Source organism: Sulfitobacter sediminivivens (genome assembly GCF_042611115.2).
Classification (GTDB): domain Bacteria; phylum Pseudomonadota; class Alphaproteobacteria; order Rhodobacterales; family Rhodobacteraceae; genus Sulfitobacter; species Sulfitobacter sediminivivens.
On sequence record NZ_JBHGAR020000004.1, the window covers coordinates 159,463 to 183,153 of the forward strand.

A 23,691-nucleotide genomic window follows, 5' to 3' on the forward strand; every position below is an offset into this window, starting at 1 on the left:
GGCGCAATGGACTACTCAGACAAAATTGATGAGGCGATTGCGCGCCTGCATGAAGAAGGTCGTTACCGGACATTTATCGACATCGAGCGCCGCAATGGCCAGTTTCCGCACGCGGTCTGGACCCGGCCGGACGGCACGAAACAGAACATCACTGTCTGGTGCGGGAATGACTATTTGGGCATGGGTCAAAACCCCGTTGTGATCGAGGCGATGCAGGAAGCATTGCAGGCCACCGGCGCGGGTTCTGGCGGAACCCGCAATATTTCGGGCACCACAGTGTATCACAAACGCCTTGAGGTCGAACTGGCCGATCTGCATGGCAAAGAGGCCGCTTTGCTGTTCACATCCGCCTATATCGCCAATGACGCAACGCTTTCGACGCTGCCCAAACTTTTTCCCGGTCTGATCATCTATTCTGACGCGCTTAACCACGCCAGCATGATCGAAGGCGTGCGCCGCAATGGCGGGGCCAAGCGGATTTTCCGGCACAATGACGTCGATCATCTGCGCGAACTGCTTGCGGCTGACGACCCTGCCGCGCCAAAACTGATCGCTTTTGAATCGATCTATTCGATGGATGGCGATTTTGGCCCGATTGAGGCGATCTGTGATCTGGCGGATGAGTTTAACGCATTGACCTATATCGACGAAGTGCACGCCGTTGGCCTTTATGGGCCACGCGGGGCAGGGGTCGCGGAACGAGACCGGTTGATGCACCGTCTGGACATCATCAATGGCACGCTGGCCAAGGCATATGGGGTGATGGGCGGCTATATCGCGGCGTCGGCAAAAATGTGCGACGCGATCCGGTCCTATGCGCCCGGGTTTATCTTTACCACGTCTTTGCCGCCGGCAGTCGCCGCAGGTGCCGCAGCCTCTGTGGCATTTCTAAAGCGGTCACCGGAATTGCGCGAAAAGCATCAGGCACAGGCCAAGGCTCTGAAGTTGCGGCTCAAAGGGCTGGGGCTGCCGCTTATTGATCATGGCTCGCACATCGTGCCGGTGATGGTGGGCGACCCTGTGCACACCAAGTTGTTGTCGGATATGTTGTTGCAGGAATACGGTATTTACGCCCAGCCCATCAACTTTCCAACGGTGCCGCGCGGCACGGAACGGCTGCGTTTTACGCCGTCACCGGTGCACGGACCTGAGGAAATGGATGCACTGGTCCATGCGATGGATGGGTTGTGGTCACATTGTGCGCTGAATCGTGCCGAGGCCGCAGGGTAAAACGTTACTATTCGTAATTTCCGTTGCCTTATGCTACCGTTATCGAAAGAAAAGGCCAAATCCGAATCGACTTTTTGATTTTGGGTTAAGGCTGCAGGTAAGTGAAATGACGGGGCATTGGGTATGATCGGGCGTTGGTCCTCCAAGATCGCTGTGGATGAGGCTGTCGAACCTAAAGGGTTTGATGCTTTTGAGTTGCGTCTTGGCGATGTGATGCGTGGCGAACGCGCGACACTGGGTAAATCCCTTCTCGACGTGCAGCGCGAACTGCGAATCAAAGCCTCCTACATCGCCGCCATTGAAAATTGCGATCCCGATGCGTTTGACACCCCCGGTTTTATTGCCGGTTATGTTCGGTCCTACGCACGGTACCTGAACATGGATCCCGACACGGCATTCGCGGGCTTTTGCGCAGAATCCGGTTTTTCCGTCGCGCACGGCATGTCCGCCAAGGCATCTGTGATCAAAAAACCCAGCTTTGAAGAACGCAGGAAACGCCCCTCGGAGGAGAACCTTTTTGCCCGTCCGAACACGCCCTTCACACCGGCAGGCGACAGCCTGTTGAGCCATATTGAACCCAGTGCAATTGGCTCCATGCTGGTGCTGATCGCCCTGATCGGTGCCATTGGCTTTGGCGGTTGGAGCGTGCTGCAGGAAGTACAACGTGTGCAGGTGGCCCCGGTGGATCAGACGCCGGTTGTGCTTTCTGATCTGGATCCGTTGGACGGTGCATTGGCCTCGCCGCCCGAGGCCAGCAGTGATTCCTCGGCACCGCGCGTCATGGACACGCCGCGCGCAGATGCGCTGGACCGGCTTTACCGCCCACAGGCATTGGATGTGCCGATATTGGTGGCGCGTGATGCCCCCATCGCCACCATCGATCCGCGCTCTGTTGGCAACTTTCTTATACCCAGCATCCCATCGCCTAATGAAGCGTCAGGCAGTGCTGTTCTGACAGCCCAGAGCGATACAACCCCCGTTAACGACGTCCCGCAAGTGCTTGAAGGACCAGCAGATATGGTGCGCATGGTTGCGGCCTATCCATCGTGGGTGCGGGTCAGCGCTGCGGATGGGACCGTTATCTTTGAAGGTGTGATGAACAAAGGCGACATGTGGGATGTTCCCGCGACTGAAGAACCGGCGACATTGCGCACCGGCGAATCCGGGGCGTTGTTTTTTGCCATGGCTGATGGGTGTTACGGCCCCGTCGGTGCCCGCGGCAGTGTGACATCCAACCTGCCTCTTCATCACGAAGCACTGGCCGCGCTTTACGACCCAGTTGACCCGCTGGCAGACACATCGCTCAGCCGGATGTTTGCGGACTTGCAGACTTCGGAAATTGACCCTGCCGTTCTGGCCGCGATGCCCTGCCAAACCCGCTAATCCTGCCATTGCGATTTTGACCCTGGAAGACTAGGTAAAGGGGACGACAACCCTCGCCAAAAGGTGCGCCCATGTCACTCAATCACATCCGCCCCTGGCGCAACATCTATCGCCGCAAATCGCGACAGATCATGGTGGGCAATGTGCCGGTTGGTGGCGACGCGCCGATTAGCGTCCAGACCATGACCAACACGCTGACCACCGATGTCGCGGGCACCATCGCACAGGTGCAGGCAGCGGCCGACGCGGGTGCCGACATCGTCCGCATTTCAGTCCCTGATGAAGCATCCTCCAAAGCGTTGAAAGAGATCGTGCGCGAAGTTACCGTTCCGATCGTTGCGGACATTCATTTCCACTATAAACGCGGGATAGAAGCAGCAGAGGCAGGTGCGGCGTGCTTGCGGATCAACCCCGGCAATATCGGCGATGAAAAACGTGTCCGCGACGTGATCAAGGCAGCGCGCGATCACAATTGTTCCATACGCATCGGGGTGAACGCGGGATCTTTGGAAAGGCATCTGCTTGAAAAATACGGCGAACCCTGCCCGGACGCGATGGTGGAAAGCGGTTTGCACCACATTAAGCTACTGCAAGACAACGACTTTCATGAATTCAAGATCAGCTGCAAGGCCTCGGATGTGTTCATGGCCGCCGCCGCCTATCAACAATTGGCTGAGGCCACTGATGCGCCCATTCATCTTGGCATCACCGAGGCGGGCGGGTTGATCAGCGGGACGGTCAAATCCGCCATCGGGATGGGCAATCTGTTGTGGATGGGGATTGGCGATACAATCCGGGTGAGCCTGTCGGCGGACCCGGTTGAAGAAGTCAAAATGGGCTTTGAGATTCTCAAATCTTTGGGCCTGAGGCATCGTGGTGTGAACATCATATCCTGCCCTAGCTGTGCGCGTCAGGGGTTTGACGTGATCAAAACCGTTGAAGTGCTGGAAAAGCGACTGGAACACATAAAAACGCCGATGAGCCTGAGCATCATCGGCTGTGTCGTCAACGGACCCGGCGAGGCGCTGATGACGGATGTTGGGTTCACCGGCGGCGGTGCCGGGTCCGGCATGGTCTATCTGGCGGGCAAGCAAAGTCACAAGCTGGGCAATGACGGGATGATTGAGCACATCGTCGAGCAGGTCGAAAAGCGTGCGGCGGCGATTGAGGCCGAAACCGTGAATGAGGCAGCAGAGTAGCGGACGCGACCTGTTTGCTGTCGACAGCCCATGTGGCCTTGGTTAGAAATAGATATGGTATCCGAGGTCCAGAAAAAACCAACATATGCTGAGTTTTTCAGCGGCGGCGGCATGGTGCGCGCCGCACTGTCGGATGGTTGGGACTGCCGTCTGGCCAATGACATCGACCCGATGAAATGCGACGTTTATGTGCGCAACTGGGGGGATGACGGCCTTGTGCAGGCGGATGTGGGCCAGCTGGATCCGGACCTGTTGCGCCAACCGATTGATTTGTACTGGGCTTCAAGCCCGTGTCAGGACTTTTCACTGGCAGGCAAGGGGCTTGGGCTGGCTGGATCAAGAAGTGGTACGTTTTCAACATGGGCCACACTGATCGAACATGCGATCCAAGACGGATATGCGCCGCGCGTCATTGCATTCGAGAATGTCGTCGGGCTGATTGCACGCAACCGGGGCGCTGATTTTGCGGCCGTCATCCGGCGTCTTGCAAAATTGGGGTACCGCGTCGGTGCCCTTGAAATCGACGCAACGGCGTTTCTGCCACAAAGCCGGTCGCGGCTTTTTGTGGTGTGCCTGCGCGATGACCTGCTGATCAAAGGGCTGACAACGCCCCAGCCAACGGGGCCGTTTCACACAAAGAAACTGATGAGTTTTGTGGCCTCGGCCCCCCGTGATATCGCGCGCAACTGGATATGGTGGAAACACGCGCCTGTCGTGTTCGATCCCAAACCGCTGGTGCAAATGATTGACCATGCGCCGGATACCGCGTGGCTGACGGCGCATGAAACGAAACGGCTTTTGTCGATGATGTCACCCCCAAGCCTTTCCCGGATCGAGGCCGCCAAACGGACCGGGCACCCCGAAATCGGCATGCTTTATAAACGCGGGCGACCCGATGGCGATGGCGGCAGCCATCAGCGTGCCGAGGTGCGCTTTGACGGGATTGCCGGATGTCTCAGAACGCCGGGCGGCGGGTCGTCACGGCAGACGGTCCTGTTCGTTGAAGGTGACAAAATCCGTGCGCGGCTGTTGTCCTCAAGAGAGGCGGCGCGTCTGATGGGGCTGGAAGACAGCTATGTTATGCCCGCACGCTATAACAATGCCTATAAGGTGGCGGGTGACGGGGTTGTGGTGCCGGTGGTCAGATACCTTGATCAGCAGATTTTTCAGCCCGCATTGCAACTGGCCCGCCTCAGGGACGTCGCGTGAGTGCGGCGCAGGATTTTCGAAGCAGGGCGTTGTTGCAACTGACCAACGAGATTGGTGTTTATGCGCTTTGTGATCTGGACGGTCAGCCCATTTATGTTGGCCAATCCATTGACGGTATCCGCACCCGTGTGCGGCGGCATCTGACCTCGGCAAGATCGGATGTGATTGCAAACCGCCAGATTGATGTGTGGGAAATCGCCTTTGTCTGGGCGTGGCCTGTTGCCGACAAGGCCGATGTGGCACCTCTGGAAAACATCCTTTTTGATCAGTTCAATCGGCAGCAGCCGTTGATGAATGGCAAGGGGCTGGTGGTCAATGCCACGCCCGTGACGGTCCCTGAGAAACAGGCAATCCAGATCATTGAGGAACAGGAACGCCACAGCCGTCTGAACCCGTCTCAGCGCCTGCCGCGTCAAATTCAGCAGTATAACCTGTTGGTGGATTATATACTGACTGTCAAAAATGCGCCGCACCTCAAGGTATCCTTGGACGCGCATTTTCAGCGGCTGATCAAATACCACCAAACGTTTCTGTAAGGGTCTCTTTAGCCGCGCTTTTCGGCGACGACGGCCTGCATCTGGTCATAAGGCAGATAGCCGCGCAGCAGTTCATCCTGCATCACAAAAGTGGGGGTGCCAGAGATTTTCAGCTTTTGCGCCAGCGCCCGTGTTTCGGCGATTTCACGCGTCACTTCTTCACTGTCCATCCGCGCTTCGATGGCGTCCACATCCAAGCCAAAGGTCTCTCCCAAACGGCGGAGCGCGGGCAAGGTAACGTCGCCATTGAATGACATCAGCGCGTCGTTCAGGGCATGATAGCTGTCGCCGCCCGCAACCTGTTTCGTGGCCACTGCAAAGCGTGATGCCAAGACTGATTGCTCACCCAGAATGGGAAATTCTTTGACAATCCATTTAATATTACCATCTGTTTCCAACAACTTGGCAACTTCGCCATGCGCCTTTTTGCAATACCCACAGCGGTAGTCGAGGAATTCAACCAACACGATATCGCCGTCAGGGTTGCCCCCCACCCATGAATATCCATCATCAAAGATTGCCGCCGCATTTTCAGTTACCAAGGTAAAATCTGCCTGCGCCTGCTGCTCTGCTTCGCGGGCCTGCAGCAACTCGACCGCTTCCATGATCACTTCGGGATTATCCATCAGATAGGCCCGCACTTCGGCGCGAAACTGTGCGCGTTCGGCATCGGTCAGTTCCGTCAGGTCCATCGCATCGGCGGGCAGGGCCATTGCAACGGAAAATGCTGCGGCAAGAGCGGGGGCAATCAGGCGGTGCATCATGATAAAAACCTCTGTGAATGGGCAGTACGGGTTGACGGCTGTGGCCTGACACGGTGAAACACATCCCAACAATAGGAGCAAGCCCATGCGCATATCAACCCGGTCCGCCGTTGATCCCTTTATTGTGATGGACGTGATGCAGGCCGCGTCAGCAGCCGAAGCCGCCGGGCGACATATCATCCATATGGAAGTGGGGCAGCCCGGTACCGGGGCACCCAAAGGGGCGGTGCGCGCATTGTCAGATGCGATGGCCAAGGGGCCTTTGGGGTACACCGTGGCATTGGGATTGCCTGCTTTGCGCGCGCGCATCGCGCAGATGTATGGCGATTGGTACAACGTCGATCTTGATCCCGCGCGGGTGGTTATCACGCCGGGATCGTCGGGTGGCTTTATCCTCGCCTTCACAGCGCTTTTTGATACGGGCGACAAGGTCGGCATTGGCGCACCGGGATACCCCAGCTATCGTCAAATTCTCAAGGCGCTGGCATTGCAGCCCGTTGATTTGCCCACCGCGCCTGAAAACCGGTACCAGCCCGTGCCGAAAGATTTTTCGGGCATGGATCTGGCAGGTCTGCTGGTCGCATCACCTGCCAATCCAACCGGCACCATGCTGGATCGTGGCGCGATGAGCGCGCTGATTGATGCCTGCGCGGACCAGGGCGCGTCCTTTATCTCGGACGAGATTTATCATGGTATAGAGTATCAGAAAAAGGCGGTGACGGCGCTTGAGGTCACCGATGACTGCTATGTCATCAATTCGTTTTCCAAATATTTCTCGATGACCGGCTGGCGTGTTGGCTGGATGGTGGTACCCCAAGATCACGTGCGCGTTGTTGAGCGGATAGCGCAGAATATGTTCATCTGCGCGCCGCACGCAAGCCAGATTGCCGCACTTGCCGCGATGGATTGCGACGATGAATTGCAGGCAAACATGGATGTTTACCGCGCCAACCGTGCCATGATGCTAGAGGGCCTTAAAACCGCAGGTTTTACCAATATCGCACCACCGGATGGTGCATTTTATGTTTATGCAGATGTGTCTGATCTGACCGATGACAGCCGCGCGCTGGCCGCTGAAATTCTTGAAGAAGCGGGTGTAGCGGTCACGCCGGGCCTCGATTTCGACCCCGCGCGGGGCCATGTCACATTGCGCTTTTCCTATGCCCGCAGCAGTGCTGACATCAAGGAAGGTCTGGCGCGGTTGGTGCGTTTCATGGCTGTACGGTGAATTGCTGGTTTGCAACGGCGATAGGTGATAGAGACACGCAAAACAACGCGCCGAAATGGTGGACCAAATGCGGGCACTTCTGAAAATACTGACGCTTTGGCTGATCTGCGCCACAGGGGCCGCAGCGCAGGATCTGACGGCGCTCGCACGCGTTGATCCGGCGCGCAGTGAGATCAGCGATGGCTGGTTTGGCAAAACCTCATTGACGCTGGGCCTCAGCCAGGGCGTGCCGTTTCGGGTGTTCCTGCTTGATGCGCCCGCCCGTTTGGTTGTCGATTTCCGCGAGGCCGATTGGGCCGGGATCAAACCCGGCCAACTGCTGGCTGAGCCGGGACGCATTGCCGCGGTGCGCTTTGGCGCGTTTCAACCGGGGTGGTCCCGGTTGGTTGCAGATCTGGCCGAGCCAATGTTGCCTGTGCGAATTGGCATGCCGGTCGATGAAATGAGCGGTGCGGCCACCCTTGAGATCACGCTAAAGACCACGGATGCCGAAACCTATGCCGCCAAGGCCGGGATACCGGTTGACCCGGCCTGGACGGCCGCGCTGACCAAGCCGCCAAAGCCAAAAACGCCAAAGGACGATGCATTTGTCGTTGTCATTGATCCCGGTCATGGTGGCATTGATCCAGGTGCAGAACGCGATGATGTGGCCGAAAAGGACCTGATGCTCAGCTTTGCGCGCGGCTTGCAGGATGTGCTCAAGCGCAGCGGTGTTGACGCGATACTGACCCGTGATGACGATATTTTCGTGGCCCTCGAAACGCGGGTCGCGATTGCACATCAGATGCGTGCGGATGTGTTTTTGTCCTTGCATGCCGACATCCTGAGCCAGGGTGGTGCCCATGGTGCCACCGTCTATACCTTGTCGGATGACGCCAGCGATGCCGCCACCGAACATCTCGCGGCGCGCCACGACCGATCCGATATTATTGCGGGTGCCGATCTGACAGGATCGGATGATCAGGTCGCCGGTATCTTGCTGGATCTGGCACGACAAGAGACCGAGCCGCGTTCAGCCGCGCTTGCGGAAGTTATGGTTGCGGGCATGACCAAGGCGGGGGGACCGATGAACCGCAGACCCTTAAGGAAGGCGGGCTTTTCGGTGCTGAAATCAGCGGACATTCCATCGGTTTTGGTCGAAGTTGGATTTCTAAGCTCAAAGCGTGATCTGGCCAATCTGCGTGACCCGGTCTGGCGCGCGGTCATGGTGAACGCGATGGCGGATGCGATCCTTGCATGGCGAGATCAGGATGCGGCGCGCAAGCCGTTGATCCGCCAATAATTCAGGGCTTCATTTTGCGCGGTAATCCGCCCCAAAATGAAGCCGTTGTGTTTTGACCCTGCCGCCGCCTTCCTGTATAGCCGGACCAATAATAAGTTCCAAAATGGTGGTATCTGCGTGTTCCGATTTGTCCTGTCTTTTCTGGGCGGTATTTTTACCACCCTGACCATGAGCATCGGCATGGCAGCGCTGGCCATTGGTGCGATTTTCTGGATGTATGGCCGCGACCTGCCCAGTCACGAATCGCTGGCGCAATACACACCACCCACAATCAGCCGGATTTATTCGGGGCAGGGGCGTCTGATTGATGAATTCGCCAAGGAACGGCGGCTGTTTGCGCCTGCCGACACAATTCCTGATCTCGTGAAACAGGCATTCATTTCTGCGGAAGACAAGAATTTCTATACCCACGAGGGTTATGATCTGCGCGGTATTGCGGCGGCGGCTGTTGATGCGGTGCGCACGCGCGGTAAAGACGTGCGCGGGGCTTCGACGATTACCCAGCAGGTGATGAAGAACTTCCTATTGTCGGGTGACCGCCGCGCTGAACGGAAGATCAAGGAGATCATACTGGCCGCACGTGTCGAAGAAGCTTTGACCAAGGAGAAAATCCTCGAACTGTATCTGAACGAGATTTATCTGGGCAAGAACTCCTATGGCGTGGCGGCGGCAAGCCAGACCTATTTCAACAAGACGCTGGACGATCTTGCGCCTCATGAAGCCGCGTTTCTGGCGTCTTTGCCCAAGGCCCCTTCTGATTATGACCCGGTGACGCAAAAGGACCGTCTGATGACCAGGCGCAATTTCGTGCTGCGCGAAATGAACGAAAACGGGTTCATCACTGACGCGGACTATGAGACCGAAAAGGCGGCGGCGCTGCGTTCGGTCCAGAACGGCGACTTTGAGAGCTTCAAGGCCGAACTGCCGCCACGCGACTATTTCACCGATGAAATCCGCCGCCAATTGTCTGAAGACTTTGGTGAGGGTGAGTTTTTCACCGGCGGTCTGACCGTGCGCGCCACCATCGACAATGAAATGCAACCGATTGCTGCCAATGCGCTGCGTCAACAGCTAGAAGAATACGATCGCGGTGCCGGTGTGTGGCGCGGGACCGGCAAGACGATCCCGGCTGAGCAGTTGGGCGATGAGCAAACTTGGCGCGCCGCATTGGCAGACGTCAAGGTGCCACGCGATGTTAATCTGGAAAGCCAATGGTATCCGGCGGTTGTGCTTGAAGTGGGCGAAAGCGACGCCCGGATCGGCATCGAGGGTGTGGAAAACGACGAAGACGGCCATTGGATACCGGCCAAGGATGCACAATGGGCCCGCAAACGGCTGGCTGATGGGAAACTGGCGAGCAAGGCACGCACCGCAGGCGATCTGGTGTCGGTGGGGGACGTTGTACTGGTGCGCCGCATGACCGCCAACGACACCGGCGAATTTATCCGCTGGACCCTGCGTCAGGTGCCCGAAGTGCAGGGCGGTTTCATGGCGATGGACGTGGACACAGGCCGCGTGATTGCGATGCAGGGCGGGTTTTCCTATCAAGCATCGGTGTTCAACCGCGCCACGCAGGCCAAACGCCAGCCCGGCTCCAGCTTTAAACCTTTTGTGTATGCGGCAGCACTGGATTCCGGGTATAGCCCGGCGACCATCGTCGTCGACGCCCCGATCGAGATCAACACGCCGCAAGGAGTGTGGCGCCCGCGAAATTCGTCGAACAAGTTTTATGGCCCCACGCCGCTCAGGACCGGTATCGAACAATCCCGGAACCTGATGACCATCCGTCTGGCGCAAGAGATCGGCATGGAAACTGTGGGCAGCTATGCCGAACGTTTCGGCGTATATGACTATCTGTCGCCGGTGCTTGCAAATGCGCTGGGATCACAGGAATCCACGCTTTATCAAATGGTTGCGGCCTATGCGATGTTCGCCAATGGCGGTGAACGGGTGGAGCCCACGCTGGTGGACCGGGTGCAGGATCGTTATGGGCGCACCGTCTACAGCCATGACAAACGCATCTGCAACGACTGTAAGTTAACCAGTCTTGAACCGGGCGTCGCCCCGCGGGTGATCTCGAACCGCGAACGGGTGATGGACGCTGTTACGGCCTATCAGTTGACCTCGATGATGAAGGGCGTTGTGGACCGCGGGACAGCCGCAGGGGCGATCAACCTGCCGGTGCCGATCGCGGGCAAAACCGGGACCACCAATGATGCCAAAGACGTTTGGTTCATCGGTTTCTCATCCAATATTGTCGCTGGCTGTTACATTGGTTTTGACAACCCCCGCTCGCTGGGCAAACGTGCCTATGGCGCGGGCATGTGTGGACCCGTATTTCAACGCTTCATGAGCGAGGCGATCAAGAAATATGGCGGCGGGCCATTTGAAGTGCCTCAGGGCTGTACCTTTATCAAGATCAACCGTTTCACAGGGGCCCGATTGAGCGATGAGGCATCCGGTGACAACGTGGTGCCTGAATGTTTCCGCGAAGGTGAAGAGCCGATCTTTGGCATCATGTTTGATGGCGGCTTTGCCATGGGTGCTGATCTGCCGCTGGTTGAAGAGGTCGGGCAATTGTCGCGCCAGATCACAACATCGACCGGCAAGAAAGCGGTCGTGGGTCCCAAGGCAAGCTTTGGCAGCCTGTCTTCGGGTGGTCTTTATTGACCGCCGGGGTGGGTTTCATCCACCCTACCGCTTGCTGAGCAGGGCGCGCTGGTTTATCTGATCCTGATCCAATCAAAGGCAGAAAAACATGCGCGCAGAGGCACAAAACACAGCAGATCAGATAGCAAAGTCGCTGGATTTACTGGCGCAGCGGCTGAATGTGGAAACGGCCCCCCACCGGTTGGAAGAATTCAATGCCCGTGTTGAGGACCCAAACCTGTGGGATGACCCGGACGCCGCGCAAAAACTGATGCGTGACCGTCAGATGCTGGTGGATTCAATTGCGGTATACGAGGGCATCAAACAGGAACTGGCCGACAACGTCGAACTGATTGAGTTGGGCGAAATGGAAGACGACGCCGAAGTTGTCGCCGACGCTGAAGCCGCGCTGAAATCGCTGGCCGAGAAAGCCGCCCAGAAAGAACTTGAGGCGCTGCTCGATGGCGAGGCCGACGGCAATGACACCTTTCTTGAGATCAACTCTGGCGCGGGCGGCACTGAATCCTGCGATTGGGCCAGCATGCTGGCGCGGATGTATGTCCGCTGGGCCGAGAAAAAGGGCTATAAGGTTGAACTGCAATCGGAATCTGCGGGAGAAGAGGCGGGCATCAAATCCGCGACCTACAAGATCAGCGGCCCGAACGCCTATGGCTGGATGAAATCAGAATCGGGAGTGCACCGTCTGGTCCGGATCAGCCCGTTTGACAGTGCAGCCAAACGGCACACGTCGTTTACCTCTGTCGGGGTCTATCCGGTTGTCGATGACAACATCGAGATTGAAGTGAACCCGTCCGACATCCGCATCGATACATACCGGTCATCCGGTGCGGGTGGTCAGCACGTGAACACCACCGATTCTGCTGTGCGCATTACCCACCATCCGACCGGTATCGTCGTGACCTCATCCGAGAAATCGCAGCACCAGAACCGCGAAATTGCGATGAAGGCCCTGAAATCGCGCCTGTATCAGATGGAACTGGACCGCCGGAATGCCGCCGTAAACGAAATGCATGAAAACAAGGGCGATGCGGGCTGGGGGAATCAGATCCGGTCCTATGTCTTGCAGCCGTATCAGATGGTCAAAGATCTGCGCACGAATTATGAAACCTCGGACACCAAGGGTGTTCTGGATGGTGATCTTGACGGGCTGATGGGGGCCACGCTGGCGCTTGCAGTGAGTGGCAAAAGCCGGGCCGAGGCGCAGGGGGACTGATCCGGGTTTCCGGGTTAATGGGATTGCGTCTCTTGCACATATTGCGTCTTGTGGCCGCATGAGCATTTTGGACAACGATGCGCTGGCGCTGTCAGACGCACTCAAATCAAAGAAACTAAGCGCAGTCGAGCTGATGCAGGCAACGCTGGCGCGCGTCGATGCGGTCAATGGGGATGTGAACGCCATCGTGTCGCTTCGCGATGGCGACGATCTGTTTGCCGAAGCCAAAGCCGCCGACGCTGCGCCGCGCGAGGGCTGGCTGCATGGTATACCCATCGCAATCAAAGATCTGGCCAATGCCAAGGGCCTGCCCACTTCACAAGGATCGTCCTTGTTTGCGGGGCAGGTGGCGCAGAAAGACGATGTGATGGTCGCACGGCTGCGTGCTGCGGGCGCGTTGATTATTGGCAAGACCAACACCCCTGAATTTGGCCTTGGCTCGCATACCTTCAATCCGGTGCACGGGGCCACACACAACCCCTATGACTTAAGCAAATCCGCTGGTGGATCATCGGGTGGTGCGGCGGCGGCGCTGGCCACGCGGATGCTGTGCGTGGCCGATGGGTCAGACATGATGGGCTCACTGCGCAATCCGGCAGGCTGGAACAACGTCTATGGCATGCGGCCCACATGGGGCTCTGTGCCGTCAGAGGCCGAGGGCGATATGTTCCTGCACCAACTGTCGACTTCCGGCCCGATGGCACGCAGCCCGGCGGATCTCGCGGCTCTTTTGGATGTTATGACAGGCGCAGACCCGCACCAACCGCATGGGTTCAGCCCCAAAGATACGCTGCCTCAGCTTGCGCGAGCTTTGCCGCGACAGCGTATCGGGTGGCTGGAGGATTGGCAGGGCGCGTTTCCTTATGCAGACGGGATCAAGGATTTGAGCGAGTTGGCATTGGGTCAACTGGGCGCGTTAGGCCATGACGTCGAATGGATTTCGCCGGGCTTTGAGGCGGATGATCTTTGGGAGAGCTGGATCACCTTGCGGTCCTTTTCCGTCGCGGCAGGGTTGCGCGCACTCTATGATGATCCGATCAAACGAAGTCACCTGAAACCCGCCGCGATTTGGGAGGTTGAGAGGGGTCTGGCCATGGATGCGATGACACTGCAAAGCGCCAGCGAGGTGCGGTCAGATTGGTACCGGCGCACAACAGAACTTTTTGAGCAGGTCGATGTTCTGGCGCTGCCCTCGGCCCAGCTTTGGCCGTTTGATGTTGAAATGACCTTTCCCAGGGATATTGCGGGGGTGCAGATGGACACCTACCATCGCTGGATGCAGGTGGTGATTCCGGCGAGCCTTTTGGGACTGCCGGTCGTGAACATCCCCATTGGTTTTGGCGCAAACGGTCTGCCAGCGGGGCTGCAACTTATTGGCCGCCGCGGCAGCGACGCTCGGTTGCTGCAATTGGCGCAGGTTTGGCACGCTGCGACGACATGGCCGCAAAAACACCCTCCTAAAATCTTGACGTGATCAGACATCGACTGGCATCGTGATCCCATGGAACAAATTCAGGCAAGCCCCGACCGCCCGCATGGCCCACCCGACCTTGCCATGCCAACTTTGGCGATGTTGCGCACCGCACTTTCTGCTGGGTGGCGTGATTTTCTCGCTGCACCAACTTTTGGCTTGGTCGCCGGTGCGGCCTGTGTTCTTGCCGGGTGGGTGATGGTGGCAATCACTGCCGCCTCAGGCAACACCTTTTGGTTTGTGCTGGCGGTCTTTGCCTTTCCGATGGCCGCACCCTTTGCGGCTTTTGGCACCTACGAGGTATCGCGCAGACGCGCACGCGGGGCATCAACCGGGTTCAGGGATATCCTCAAGGTGCTCTGGGCCGAACGCGGCGGCCAGTTGCCTTGGCTGAACGGACTGATGGTCGTTGTGCTGCTGTTCTGGTTCTTTCTGGGACACATGATCTTTGCGCTGTTTCTGGGCCTCAAGCCGATGACCAATATCATGTCATCGGGCGAGGTTTTTCTCAGCCCCAATGGTCTGGCGATGCTGGCAATGGGCACCTTTGTGGGCGGCTGTTTTGCGCTCTTATTTTACGCGGTCTGCGTCATCGGCCTGCCGATGCTGCTGGACCGGGACGTCGATTACGTGACGGCTATGATCCGCTCGGTCGGTGTGGTCATCCATAACCCGGTACCCATGTTGGCATGGGCTGCACTGGTCGCTATCGCGCTGTTTCTGGCGATGTTGCCAGGGTTCCTGGGCCTTTTGCTGGTCTTGCCCTGGCTCGGGCATGCCTCATGGCACCTTTACGATCAACTGAGGCAGGCGGGCGCGCAGGTCTAGCGCAGGGGCGGGTTTGGCGCGTGCAGCGGCACTTCGCGACCATCATCAATCAGGCGTTGCCGCAAGCTCTGGGTGTCTGGGTGACCAAGTTCGATGGCAAAGACATGTGCGTGGGTCAGAAAAAACCCTCGCGCTTGTGGGTCATCCGTCGCGTCCGCTGCTGCGGTGTATAGGGTGACAAGTGCCGCCAAATCGCCCGCCGCATGGGCCGCAAGCAGGCGATCGTTCAGATTGTTCACTCCGCCGCCGTTGCTTTTGCTGTTCGGCCAAGTTCAACACATGACGCGACCCATTGGTGAAACAGATGCGTCGGCCCATCCATCGCCGGTGAGAACCTTCCGCCATCAAATCCGCCGCCGTGTCGGCCCCGCTGCATCCCTTCAACGGCCATGATGTCCTCGACGAAAACCACCTGCCATTGTTCGGTGTTTTTAGCCCGCAATTTGGCCGAGGTTTCAGGCGACGCGTAATAGAGATGCGCCGTTTCAATGGTGCGGTCCACCGCGATGGGATCAAGAAGGATCACAAAGATATGGTCACGTTGCACGCCAACCATGACGTTGGGAAGAAACGTAAGGTATTCGCCCGCTGCCTGCCATTTGTCTGAAAGGCCCGGAAAATCAGGGAATACAGATCCGTCTTCATCTTTGATCTGGCGGTACACATGCGTCCCTTGCCCAGAAAATTTTCCGACGTTTTCGATATGGTAGTGATCCTCAAGGCGCGAATAGGAATTCAGGCCGGGATGAACCCACGGCAGATGGTAGCTTTCGCAATAATTTTCTACGATCAGTTTCCAGTTGGTCTTGAGGTCGAGCTGAATTCGACTGTCGGCACCGCCGTGATACACCGGTACATCAAATTCCGCCCATCGCGCCAACAGGTCGGCATGCACGACCTCAAATGGATCAGCATTGCCCGAAATATTCACGAAAATCACATCATTCCAGATATGGCTGCGCACTTCGATCAAACCAAGGGTCGCCTTGTCGATGGCATCATGTACGTTCTGACCCGGCCCACCCACATGCGGGGTGCTGACCAATCGGCCGTCCGTCGCATAACACCAGCTGTGATAGGGGCAACGGATCGCCCCTTCGATCTTGCGGGGTTCTTCGACAAGTATCATACCACGGTGGCGGCAGATGTTCTGAAACACCCGTACGTTGTCTTGCTTGTCGCGCACGACCAACAGCGGCATACCCAGGAATGTGACAGGTTTGGCATCACCGACCTGAGGCACATCGGCGGCGACAGCCAATCCGGACCAATTCTCAAAAAATACGGCGTTTTTTTCTTCGTCAAAAACACCTGTATCAATGTAATGGGCGTTGGGCAGTCCGTTTGCTTCTGCGATAGGGCGATGGACGCTGCTTAGATCGGTTCTGGAATGATCCATGGGTGCTCTCCTGATGGTAAGAACACCCTAGGCAATTCCGCATGCCAGTTCGGCACCGCAAGCGACGCGACTTTATCACTGGCGACATCGCCCATCAGGTGAAAACTTCGCCGGGGCGCAGCAACCGCCGGTGATAGGGCAGCAATTCATCACTTGTGCAAAACCCTGCGCTGCGTGCGGCGGGCAAAACATCGGCCATTGACGTACCGAGGTATTCGTAAACCAACCGCGTCGCGCGCAAACCCCCGACACTCTCAGGGACGGTACGTGTTACGTAACCAACCCAAAAGTTGTTGTCGAATGACGCAACCCGGCTGAGATAATTAAACGAAGATGTCATTGCATGCTTGCGGCTTGCAAAGATGGAAAGACCATCTTCTTGTTGCATGACGACGCCGCGAAATTCACGGGCCGACGCATGCGTTGGCAGGAATTGAAGTTTCATTGCCGTCTTTGTCTCATAACCACGCAAGAATGTATTGCTTGCGTCGCGCCGGACATGGACCAGCCCCACGATGTACAAATCTTCCGTGACAAAGCTGCGGCGGGAAAACCGATAAAATCCCGCCGGAAACAGCTCTTCTGGCACATCGCGCGCACCAGAACCCACAAAATCGCGCAGGAACGGGTTGGCGATCGGGTCCTGATCGCTGCCAATTTCATCAACAGGCTGCAACAAGACCCGCGCATCAACCCCAAAAAACGAACATATCCGTGACAGGACATCGGGCCGCGGAAAGCTCTCTCCGGACAGGTAGCGATTGAACTGCGTGCGGTTGATCCCAAGTTGTCGCGCGAGATCTGAAATGGAATCATAGCTGCTCGCAAGTGTACGTAAGTTCAAGCCAAACATGTTGCGCAATTGTGCAGGTGATTGGGTGTTTGGGGCCATGATACGCCTGAATTTGTGCCCATTTTCAACTTTGGCAATGGGGGGTTGGAGAAAATCAACTGCTCGTCATATCAGTTGACGCTAATACGCATCATAGCCGACGCTAATACGCAGCAACACACTATGGATTACGACACAAATTGCAAGCGTGCGTTGCGGATTTAACCGTGTCACTCTACCGCACCTTGCTGATAGCAATGGTAGGCTGACTATGGAGGTTGTTCATTAAATGATAGGCGTGGTTCTTTGGAGCGATCAGGATGATCGCAAAGCAGTCTTCTGGTGCGAAGACCATGGTGATCTTGCCTATTACGAAGCTGCGGATAAAGTTTCTGATGGACCCGCCTTTTTCGATGCAGGCGATATGGTGCAGTTTGATGTCGCTGTTGAGAGCAGATTGCGCAAGGCGTTTAACCCGCGCATGGTGCAGGAACAGGCATGCGCCGGGTTGCCCGAAACGCTGATGCGCACCCCCGCGCCATCTCAGCAGCCCCAGCCAGCCAAGATTATTGCTTTCAGTCTAAGACAACGGGATGTCGCGATGCCTGTTTGTGCAATGAAAGCCTAAACGGGCAGGGCGTGTAGCCTCATTCCCCGCGGGAAAGTGCGGCCACGCCCGTGCGTGCAACATCGGTCAGGCCAAGTGGCCGCATCAGATCGGCAAACGCATCAATTTTGTCCGGCACGCCGGTGATTTCAAACACAAAACTTTCCAGCGTGCTGTCCACGACATTGGCGCGAAAGATATCGGCAAGCCGCAGCGCCTCGACCCGGTGATCGCCTTTGCCGGCCACTTTGAACATCGCCAGTTCCCGCTCAACGCTCGGGCCCTCAACGGTCAGGTCATGCACATCATGTACGGTGACGATCCGGCCCAACTGTGCCTTGATCTGTTCAATCACCTGCGGCGTGCCCGAAGTAACAATGGTGATGCGGCTCAGATGCCCGGTGTGGTCGACTTCTGCCACCGTCAGGCTGTCAATGTTATAACCGCGCCCGGAAAACAAGCCAATGACCCGCGCCAGAACACCTGGTTCGTTTTCAACCAGCACCGCGAGCGTATGTCTTTCAATCACGTCCGAGAAATTGGGCCGCAGGTTGTAAGCAGAGTGCGACGTCGCACCTTTTTTTAGCTTGAGAGCTGACATGTTCTTCGTACCTTTCGTTTCGCATTGGAATTCCAAAAGAATTCCGGCCCGTTTTCCTTGAAGGAAATCGATTACACCAACACTGACCCTTTTGCGTCAATCACACCTTGCGTGTCCGCTTCACCCAGCAACATCTCGTTGTGCGCTTTTCCAGACGGGATCATCGGGAAACAATTTTCATGCTTTTCGACAAGGCAATCAAAGATGACCGGGCCATCATGGTTCAACATCTCCATGATCGCGTCGTCCAGATCGTCAGGATCAGTGCACAATATCCCTTTGGCACCAAAGGCTTCGGCCAGTTTCACAAAGTCGGGCAGTGCCTCTGACCAGCTTTGCGAATACCGCTCACCGTGCAGCAATTCCTGCCATTGGCGCACCATGCCAAGGCGTTCGTTGTTCAGGATGAATTGTTTGACCGGCAGATTGTACTGCATTGCGGTGCCCATTTCCTGCATGTTCATCAGCCATGACGCTTCACCCGCGACGTTGATCACAAGGCTTTCAGGGTGCGCGATCTGCACTCCGATGGAGGCGGGAAAGCCATAGCCCATCGTGCCCAGGCCACCGGATGTCATCCAGCGATTGGGGTCCTCAAAGCCCAGATATTGCGCCGCCCACATCTGGTGCTGGCCCACTTCTGTGGTGATATAGCGGTCATGATCCTTGGTCAGCGCCTCAAGGCGCGACAGCGCGTATTGTGGTTTGATGATCTTGCCGGATTGCTTGAATTTCAGGCAATCAATGCTGCGCCATTCATTGATCTTGGTCCACCACTTGGCCAGTTCCACACCATTGGTCTTGCGGCCGCGGGACTTCCACACTTTCAACAGGTCCTCCAGCACGTGACCCACATCGCCGACAATCGGGATGTCGATGCGGATGACCTTGTTGATCGACGACGGATCTATGTCGATATGCGCCTTTTTGGACTTGGGGCTGAAATCAGGGATTGTGCCGGTGATACGGTCGTCAAACCGCGCGCCGATGTTGATCATGAGATCGCAGTCATGCATCGCCATGTTGGCCTGATAAAGACCATGCATGCCGAGCATACCCAGCCATTTGTCGCCTGATGCCGGATAGGCACCAAGTCCCATCAGGGTCGATGTGATCGGAAACCCGGTGGCGTCAACCAGTTCACGCAGCAATTGCGAGGCACCCGGGCCAGAGTTGATCACGCCACCACCGGTGTAAAACAACGGACGCTTGGCCTTTTCCATTGCGGCCACCAGTTCGGTGATCTCTTCCATGTCGCCCTTGACGCGCGGCTGGTAATGTGAGGTCGAGGGCCTTTTCGGCGTGTAGGTTCCCGTTGCGAACTGAACGTCCTTGGGGATGTCGACCAGTACCGGACCGGGCCTGCCACTAATGGCCACATGGAATGCTTCATGCAGCACGCCGGACAGTTTGTCGGTCTCTTTCACCAGCCAGTTGTGTTTTGTGCAGGGGCGGGTGATGCCAACGGTGTCGGCCTCCTGAAAGGCGTCGGACCCGATCATGAACGTAGGCACCTGTCCGGTGAGAACTACAAGCGGAATTGAATCGAGCAAAGCATCGGTCAAACCGGTCACCGCATTGGTGGCACCGGGACCGGATGTCACCAATACCACACCGGGTTTGCCGGTTGAGCGCGCATAGCCTTCGGCGGCATGCACCGCGCCCTGTTCGTGGCGCACCAGAATGTGCTTGATGCTGTTTTGCTGAAAAACCTCATCATATATCGGTAGGACAGCGCCACCGGGGTATCCAAATACAGTATCGACACCTTGATCAATCAAGGCTTGGACGATCATTTTGGCTCCGGTCATTTGGCGTGACATCGCATGTCTCCGTAAGTGATTTGGTTTGGATCTGTTTTGGTCTGGGCGCATAAAAAAACCCCCGGTTCTGACGGGGGCGCATGGGATCGATTATGGTTGTCCGTTACCGGCCCATGCGCGTATTTCCTAGAATGACGACGACGTCGGTCATGATGTGAGGCTCCTTTAAGCGTGGCGCGACATTATGAGCGGTGCGCAGGCGGGTCAACAGGCAATTGACAGAAATTTATGTCCCCAGCGTGAAAAAATTGGACATATTATTTCACCGTGCGGCGGTTTGACGCAATTTAGCAAATTTTGGGGTGTGGGGACGTCAGGAAATCAGGGCCATATCGCAGCGGGCATCCTTTGCCAGCGTCTGAATCTCTTCGGCCAGGGATTTGAATTCATGGGCGATCACCAGCAGACCCTTGCCCACGTCCCCGGCGCGCGCCGCCTCGACACTGGCGTTCAAGGACACCAGCCGCACATGCTTGCCAATGTGTTCGAGGCGCGAAAGCCGGGTCCCCAGTGCATTGGCGGCCTGTTTGGCCGTTTCGATTTCTGCTTTGCGTGCGGCATCAATATTGGCCCAGACATCTGAAATCACCTGGGTCATCTGGTCCCTGACCACCGGCCAGTTCTGTTCCAGAAACCTGCGTGCCTGATCAAAACGCAGCGGAGTGCCGGCAGCAATTCCCTTTGCAATACGTTGGACTTCCAACAGCACCGTTTGCATCTGGATATTGCGCTGTGGATCCTGCGCTGCTGCCGTGCGGATCATATCAACATGAGATTGCGGCTGCCCTGCAAAATGACCCTTGCCAAAAACCAGCGTAACATGGCGTTCAAACTGGCGGGCAATGCTCAGAAACTCATCTCGAATGACGTCGCGTGATCGTTCATCTGGTGCGGCGTGATAGGCCATCAGCCGCGTCGCCATCTGAAGGATCAAGCCACGCGTGGTTGCGACCTGATCAATGAGCACCCGCAGATTATGCTGATCTTCATCAAGGTGTGGGGTCAAAGGCGTATAGGCGCTTGGCGTGGTCTGGTGGGCGTCGGCAGATGTTTGCACAGCGAAAATTCCATTTTGCACTGGTCTAACCGGAAAGGGTAAATTTTCCCTTGCGATTTACGTGCAGATATCAGAATGCGCTGCCGGTGCCCTGCAACACGCCATGTTCCAAGGCATAGCGCGTCAGGCCAGCGGTGCTGGAGATGCCCAATTTGCGTTTTATGTTCTTGCGGTGCGTTTCAACGGTGCGCACGGAAATTTCCAGCGCCTGTGCCACGTCCTTGTTCGATTTGCCTTGGGCCAGTTCCAGCAGGATCGTCTGTTCGCGTTCGGTGAGCGCCTCGCGGGCACCGCCTTGTTTTGGGGCGATGGACCCTTTTGCGCCGGTGCACAAATATTGTTCACCCGCCATGACCGTATCAATGGCCAGTTTGATCTCATCCGTTGGCACGTCTTTCAACAGATACCCCATCGCGCCGTGGCTGAGTGCAGAGGCGATATACTCCGCATTGTCGTGCATGGTCAGGATCACGATGTGGGTCTGGGGCCGTTGTTCCAGCACGATCTCGGTGGCTGACAATCCCCCAAGCTCAGGCATGTTGAGATCCATCAAGATCACGTCAGGGGCCAGCGTATTGAGGTTGTCGATCAACTCGCGACCATTTGACAGCGTGGCAACGACGTCGATGTCGTCATAGCTCTCAAGGATCGACTGAATACCCTCGGCAACCATCGGGTGGTCGTCAACGATCGCGACTTTGGTGGCAGCTTTGATCGGATCACTCATTGGGCAGCGACTTTCTGTTGGGGCGGTTTTGTCTTTTCAGGTGGCAGCAGATGGGTCAATGGCACAGTCGCCTCTATCGCGGTGCCGCCGCCCAGCACATCGGACAAGCGCAGGGTGCCGCCAAGCTGCTCCATCCGTTCCTGCATGTTGCGCAGGCCCAGCCCCGGATTGGTGGCCGGTTTGCGTCTGGCCAAACCACTGCCATTGTCGCTGATCTTGAGCGTGGCCCCGCGGGTATGACCACGCAGATCAATCTGCACTTTGGTGGCCCCCGAATGGCGCTCAGTATTGGTCAGGGCCTCTTGGGCAATGCGGTAAAGCGCGATCTTGGCATCATTGTCCAACCGATTGCGAAAGACCACGGTGTCAAAATGGCAGGTGATTCCGGTGCGGGTCTGAAATTCCTCGGCAAGGGTTTTGATGGCCGGCCCAAGGCCCAAATCATCCAACACACCGGGACGCAGGTCGCGGCTGATCCTGCGGACCTCCGAGATGGCTTCGCCCAGTGACGCGATGCCCTTGCCCAATGGGGCTGCTGCGGTGTTGTCACCGCGCTCCAACCGGCGGCGCGCGTTATCAAGGGCATAGCGGACACCAACCAGAATCTGACTGATCCCGTCATGCAGTTCGCGCGCCACGCGCCCGCGCTCTTCTTCCTGGGCGTCGAACACCCGTTGCGTCAGCTTTTTCAGCTTGGCGTCGGCCAGCCTGCGTTCGCGCAGGTTGATGATCATGCCGGTGCCAAACACGGCCAACAGCGCCGTGAGGGTGATCGCACCGATATAGATAAACGTGCGCCGCACCCGCGCCTCAACATCCGCGCGCGCCGTTGCAACCGACGCCACCACATCATCAATAAAGACGCCTGTTCCAACCGCCCACCGCCATGACGGAAAGGACGTGACATAAGTGATCATCCGCGCCTCTTCTCCGGTCGAGGGCTTGGGCCAGATATAGGAATGATAGCCCGCACCATCGCGCGCGATGCGGATCAATGCGTCAACCACGGGTGTGCCTTCGCTGTCGGTCTGTCCGGTCCAGTTCTGGTTGATCCGCTCGGTTTGGCGCGGGCTTACCAGCGCGTTTCCGTCATAATCATAGACAAAGAACTGGCCATCATCGCCATAGATCATCGCGGCGAGTATCTGTGCCACTTGCGCTTTGGCCGTTTCATCATCGGGTGCTGCGGACCCATAGATAAAGTAAAACCCGTTGCGCGCCTGTGTAACGTAGTTGCGCAATTCGGCCTTCTTGGCCTCGATTAACTGGGTCTCAAGGGTTGCGATTTCACGTTCTGCCAGCGCGCGGGATTGCAAAGCCACCAGTATCGCAATAGCGGCCACCGCCAGGATCAACGGTACAGCCGCCAGCAAGGTCAACTTTTGACCATAACTGGGATTGAAGCGGGGGAAACGAAACATAACACGATTCGATACCCCCATTCAGCAGCGAATCAAAGCGGGTTCGCGGCATTTGGTGGCCTATGGATAGTGATGTTAGCGCCATCTGCGTGGTTTTGGGTATGCATTTCCTTTTGAAATCGGCAGATGAAAGCCCGCCCTACGTAGTACTAGGTATTCCCAATTCCAAAGGTGTTGATAGAGTGGCGACACCTGAAACGACCCGCGCGCC

21 protein-coding genes are annotated in these 23,691 nt (G+C 57.0%); 12 read left to right on the plus strand and 9 right to left on the minus strand.

Annotated elements, in window-relative coordinates:
• Nucleotides 1–6: 6 nt before the first annotated feature.
• The 5 genes from hemA to ACEWL3_RS06640 all read left to right on the plus strand — a co-directional run bounded on the left by hemA (nucleotide 7) and on the right by ACEWL3_RS06640 (nucleotide 5,557).
• Entirely contained in the window at nucleotides 7–1,230 is a 1,224-nt protein-coding gene (gene hemA, locus ACEWL3_RS06620) for a 5-aminolevulinate synthase (RefSeq protein WP_386178312.1), read from the plus strand.
• Between the two features lie 123 nt (nucleotides 1,231–1,353).
• Nucleotides 1,354–2,613 (plus strand): helix-turn-helix domain-containing protein, encoded by a 1,260-nt coding sequence (locus ACEWL3_RS06625; protein WP_386178315.1) that lies wholly within the window; start codon nucleotides 1,354–1,356, stop codon nucleotides 2,611–2,613.
• Nucleotides 2,614–2,684: 71 nt separating this feature from the next.
• Entirely contained in the window at nucleotides 2,685–3,812 is a 1,128-nt protein-coding gene (ispG, locus tag ACEWL3_RS06630; RefSeq protein ID WP_114878459.1) for a flavodoxin-dependent (E)-4-hydroxy-3-methylbut-2-enyl-diphosphate synthase, read from the plus strand.
• Nucleotides 3,813–3,842: 30 nt separating this feature from the next.
• Complete coding sequence (locus ACEWL3_RS06635) at nucleotides 3,843–5,021, plus strand: DNA cytosine methyltransferase (RefSeq protein WP_435000608.1); 1,179 nt, start codon at nucleotides 3,843–3,845, stop codon at nucleotides 5,019–5,021.
• Nucleotides 5,018–5,557, plus strand: a complete 540-nt coding sequence (locus ACEWL3_RS06640; protein WP_386178322.1) for a GIY-YIG nuclease family protein — start codon at nucleotides 5,018–5,020, stop codon at nucleotides 5,555–5,557. The genes ACEWL3_RS06635 and ACEWL3_RS06640 overlap by 4 nt, the downstream gene beginning before the upstream one ends.
• 8 nt (nucleotides 5,558–5,565) lie before the next feature.
• Here the strand turns inward: ACEWL3_RS06640 and ACEWL3_RS06645 are convergent, their stop codons facing one another.
• A complete protein-coding gene (locus tag ACEWL3_RS06645; protein WP_386178324.1) occupies nucleotides 5,566–6,321 on the minus strand; it encodes a DsbA family protein in 756 nt (251 codons plus the stop codon).
• 85 nt (nucleotides 6,322–6,406) lie between these two features.
• Here ACEWL3_RS06645 and ACEWL3_RS06650 point away from each other — a divergent pair, with 85 nt between their 5' ends.
• The 6 genes from ACEWL3_RS06650 (at nucleotide 6,407) to ACEWL3_RS06675 (ending at nucleotide 15,013) form a co-directional block, all read left to right on the plus strand.
• Complete coding sequence (locus ACEWL3_RS06650) at nucleotides 6,407–7,549, plus strand: pyridoxal phosphate-dependent aminotransferase (RefSeq protein ID WP_386178325.1); 1,143 nt, start codon at nucleotides 6,407–6,409, stop codon at nucleotides 7,547–7,549.
• Between the two features lie 67 nt (nucleotides 7,550–7,616).
• A complete protein-coding gene (locus tag ACEWL3_RS06655) occupies nucleotides 7,617–8,831 on the plus strand; it encodes an N-acetylmuramoyl-L-alanine amidase (RefSeq protein ID WP_386178328.1) in 1,215 nt (404 codons plus the stop codon).
• 117 nt (nucleotides 8,832–8,948) lie between these two features.
• Complete coding sequence (locus ACEWL3_RS06660; RefSeq protein ID WP_386178331.1) at nucleotides 8,949–11,501, plus strand: penicillin-binding protein 1A; 2,553 nt, start codon at nucleotides 8,949–8,951, stop codon at nucleotides 11,499–11,501.
• 88 nt (nucleotides 11,502–11,589) lie between these two features.
• The gene (gene prfB, locus ACEWL3_RS06665) at nucleotides 11,590–12,714 is read left to right on the plus strand and encodes a peptide chain release factor 2 (RefSeq protein ID WP_386178334.1); all 1,125 of its coding nucleotides are present in this window, start codon (nucleotides 11,590–11,592) and stop codon (nucleotides 12,712–12,714) included.
• A 58-nt stretch (nucleotides 12,715–12,772) separates the two neighbouring features.
• Nucleotides 12,773–14,188 carry an amidase gene (locus ACEWL3_RS06670; protein WP_386178337.1) on the plus strand — a complete coding sequence of 472 codons (1,416 nt, stop codon included), beginning with the start codon at nucleotides 12,773–12,775 and terminating at the stop codon, nucleotides 14,186–14,188.
• Nucleotides 14,189–14,215: 27 nt separating this feature from the next.
• Complete coding sequence (locus ACEWL3_RS06675; RefSeq protein ID WP_386178340.1) at nucleotides 14,216–15,013, plus strand: DUF2189 domain-containing protein; 798 nt, start codon at nucleotides 14,216–14,218, stop codon at nucleotides 15,011–15,013.
• On the opposite strand, the gene ACEWL3_RS06680 is transcribed toward ACEWL3_RS06675, so the two are convergent.
• The 3 genes from ACEWL3_RS06680 to ACEWL3_RS06690 form a co-directional block, all read right to left on the minus strand.
• A complete protein-coding gene (locus ACEWL3_RS06680; protein WP_386178343.1) occupies nucleotides 15,010–15,252 on the minus strand; it encodes a hypothetical protein in 243 nt (80 codons plus the stop codon). The two genes, ACEWL3_RS06675 and ACEWL3_RS06680, sit on opposite strands and share 4 nt — an antisense overlap.
• Nucleotides 15,249–16,412 carry an aromatic ring-hydroxylating oxygenase subunit alpha gene (locus tag ACEWL3_RS06685; protein ID WP_386178346.1) on the minus strand — a complete coding sequence of 388 codons (1,164 nt, stop codon included), beginning with the start codon at nucleotides 16,410–16,412 and terminating at the stop codon, nucleotides 15,249–15,251. The genes ACEWL3_RS06680 and ACEWL3_RS06685 overlap by 4 nt, the downstream gene beginning before the upstream one ends.
• Before the next feature lie 94 nt (nucleotides 16,413–16,506).
• Nucleotides 16,507–17,304: a helix-turn-helix domain-containing protein gene (locus ACEWL3_RS06690; protein ID WP_386178349.1), complete on the minus strand. Its 798-nt coding sequence runs from the start codon at nucleotides 17,302–17,304 to the stop codon at nucleotides 16,507–16,509.
• Between the two features lie 229 nt (nucleotides 17,305–17,533).
• On the opposite strand from ACEWL3_RS06690, the gene ACEWL3_RS06695 reads away from it, so the two are divergent.
• Nucleotides 17,534–17,872 carry a hypothetical protein gene (locus tag ACEWL3_RS06695; protein ID WP_386178352.1) on the plus strand — a complete coding sequence of 113 codons (339 nt, stop codon included), beginning with the start codon at nucleotides 17,534–17,536 and terminating at the stop codon, nucleotides 17,870–17,872.
• A gap of 19 nt (nucleotides 17,873–17,891) precedes the next feature.
• Here the strand turns inward: ACEWL3_RS06695 and ilvN are convergent, their stop codons facing one another.
• The 5 genes from ilvN to ACEWL3_RS06720 all read right to left on the minus strand — a co-directional run bounded on the left by ilvN (nucleotide 17,892) and on the right by ACEWL3_RS06720 (nucleotide 23,480).
• Nucleotides 17,892–18,452: an acetolactate synthase small subunit gene (gene ilvN / locus ACEWL3_RS06700; protein WP_386178354.1), complete on the minus strand. Its 561-nt coding sequence runs from the start codon at nucleotides 18,450–18,452 to the stop codon at nucleotides 17,892–17,894.
• 71 nt (nucleotides 18,453–18,523) lie between these two features.
• The gene (locus ACEWL3_RS06705; protein WP_386178356.1) at nucleotides 18,524–20,275 is read right to left on the minus strand and encodes an acetolactate synthase 3 large subunit; all 1,752 of its coding nucleotides are present in this window, start codon (nucleotides 20,273–20,275) and stop codon (nucleotides 18,524–18,526) included.
• A gap of 313 nt (nucleotides 20,276–20,588) precedes the next feature.
• Nucleotides 20,589–21,332 carry a methyl-accepting chemotaxis protein gene (locus tag ACEWL3_RS06710; RefSeq protein WP_386178359.1) on the minus strand — a complete coding sequence of 248 codons (744 nt, stop codon included), beginning with the start codon at nucleotides 21,330–21,332 and terminating at the stop codon, nucleotides 20,589–20,591.
• Between the two features lie 70 nt (nucleotides 21,333–21,402).
• Nucleotides 21,403–22,059, minus strand: a complete 657-nt coding sequence (locus tag ACEWL3_RS06715; protein ID WP_386178362.1) for a response regulator transcription factor — start codon at nucleotides 22,057–22,059, stop codon at nucleotides 21,403–21,405.
• Entirely contained in the window at nucleotides 22,056–23,480 is a 1,425-nt protein-coding gene (locus ACEWL3_RS06720; RefSeq protein WP_386178365.1) for a cache domain-containing protein, read from the minus strand. The genes ACEWL3_RS06715 and ACEWL3_RS06720 overlap by 4 nt, the downstream gene beginning before the upstream one ends.
• Nucleotides 23,481–23,691 lie beyond the last annotated feature (211 nt).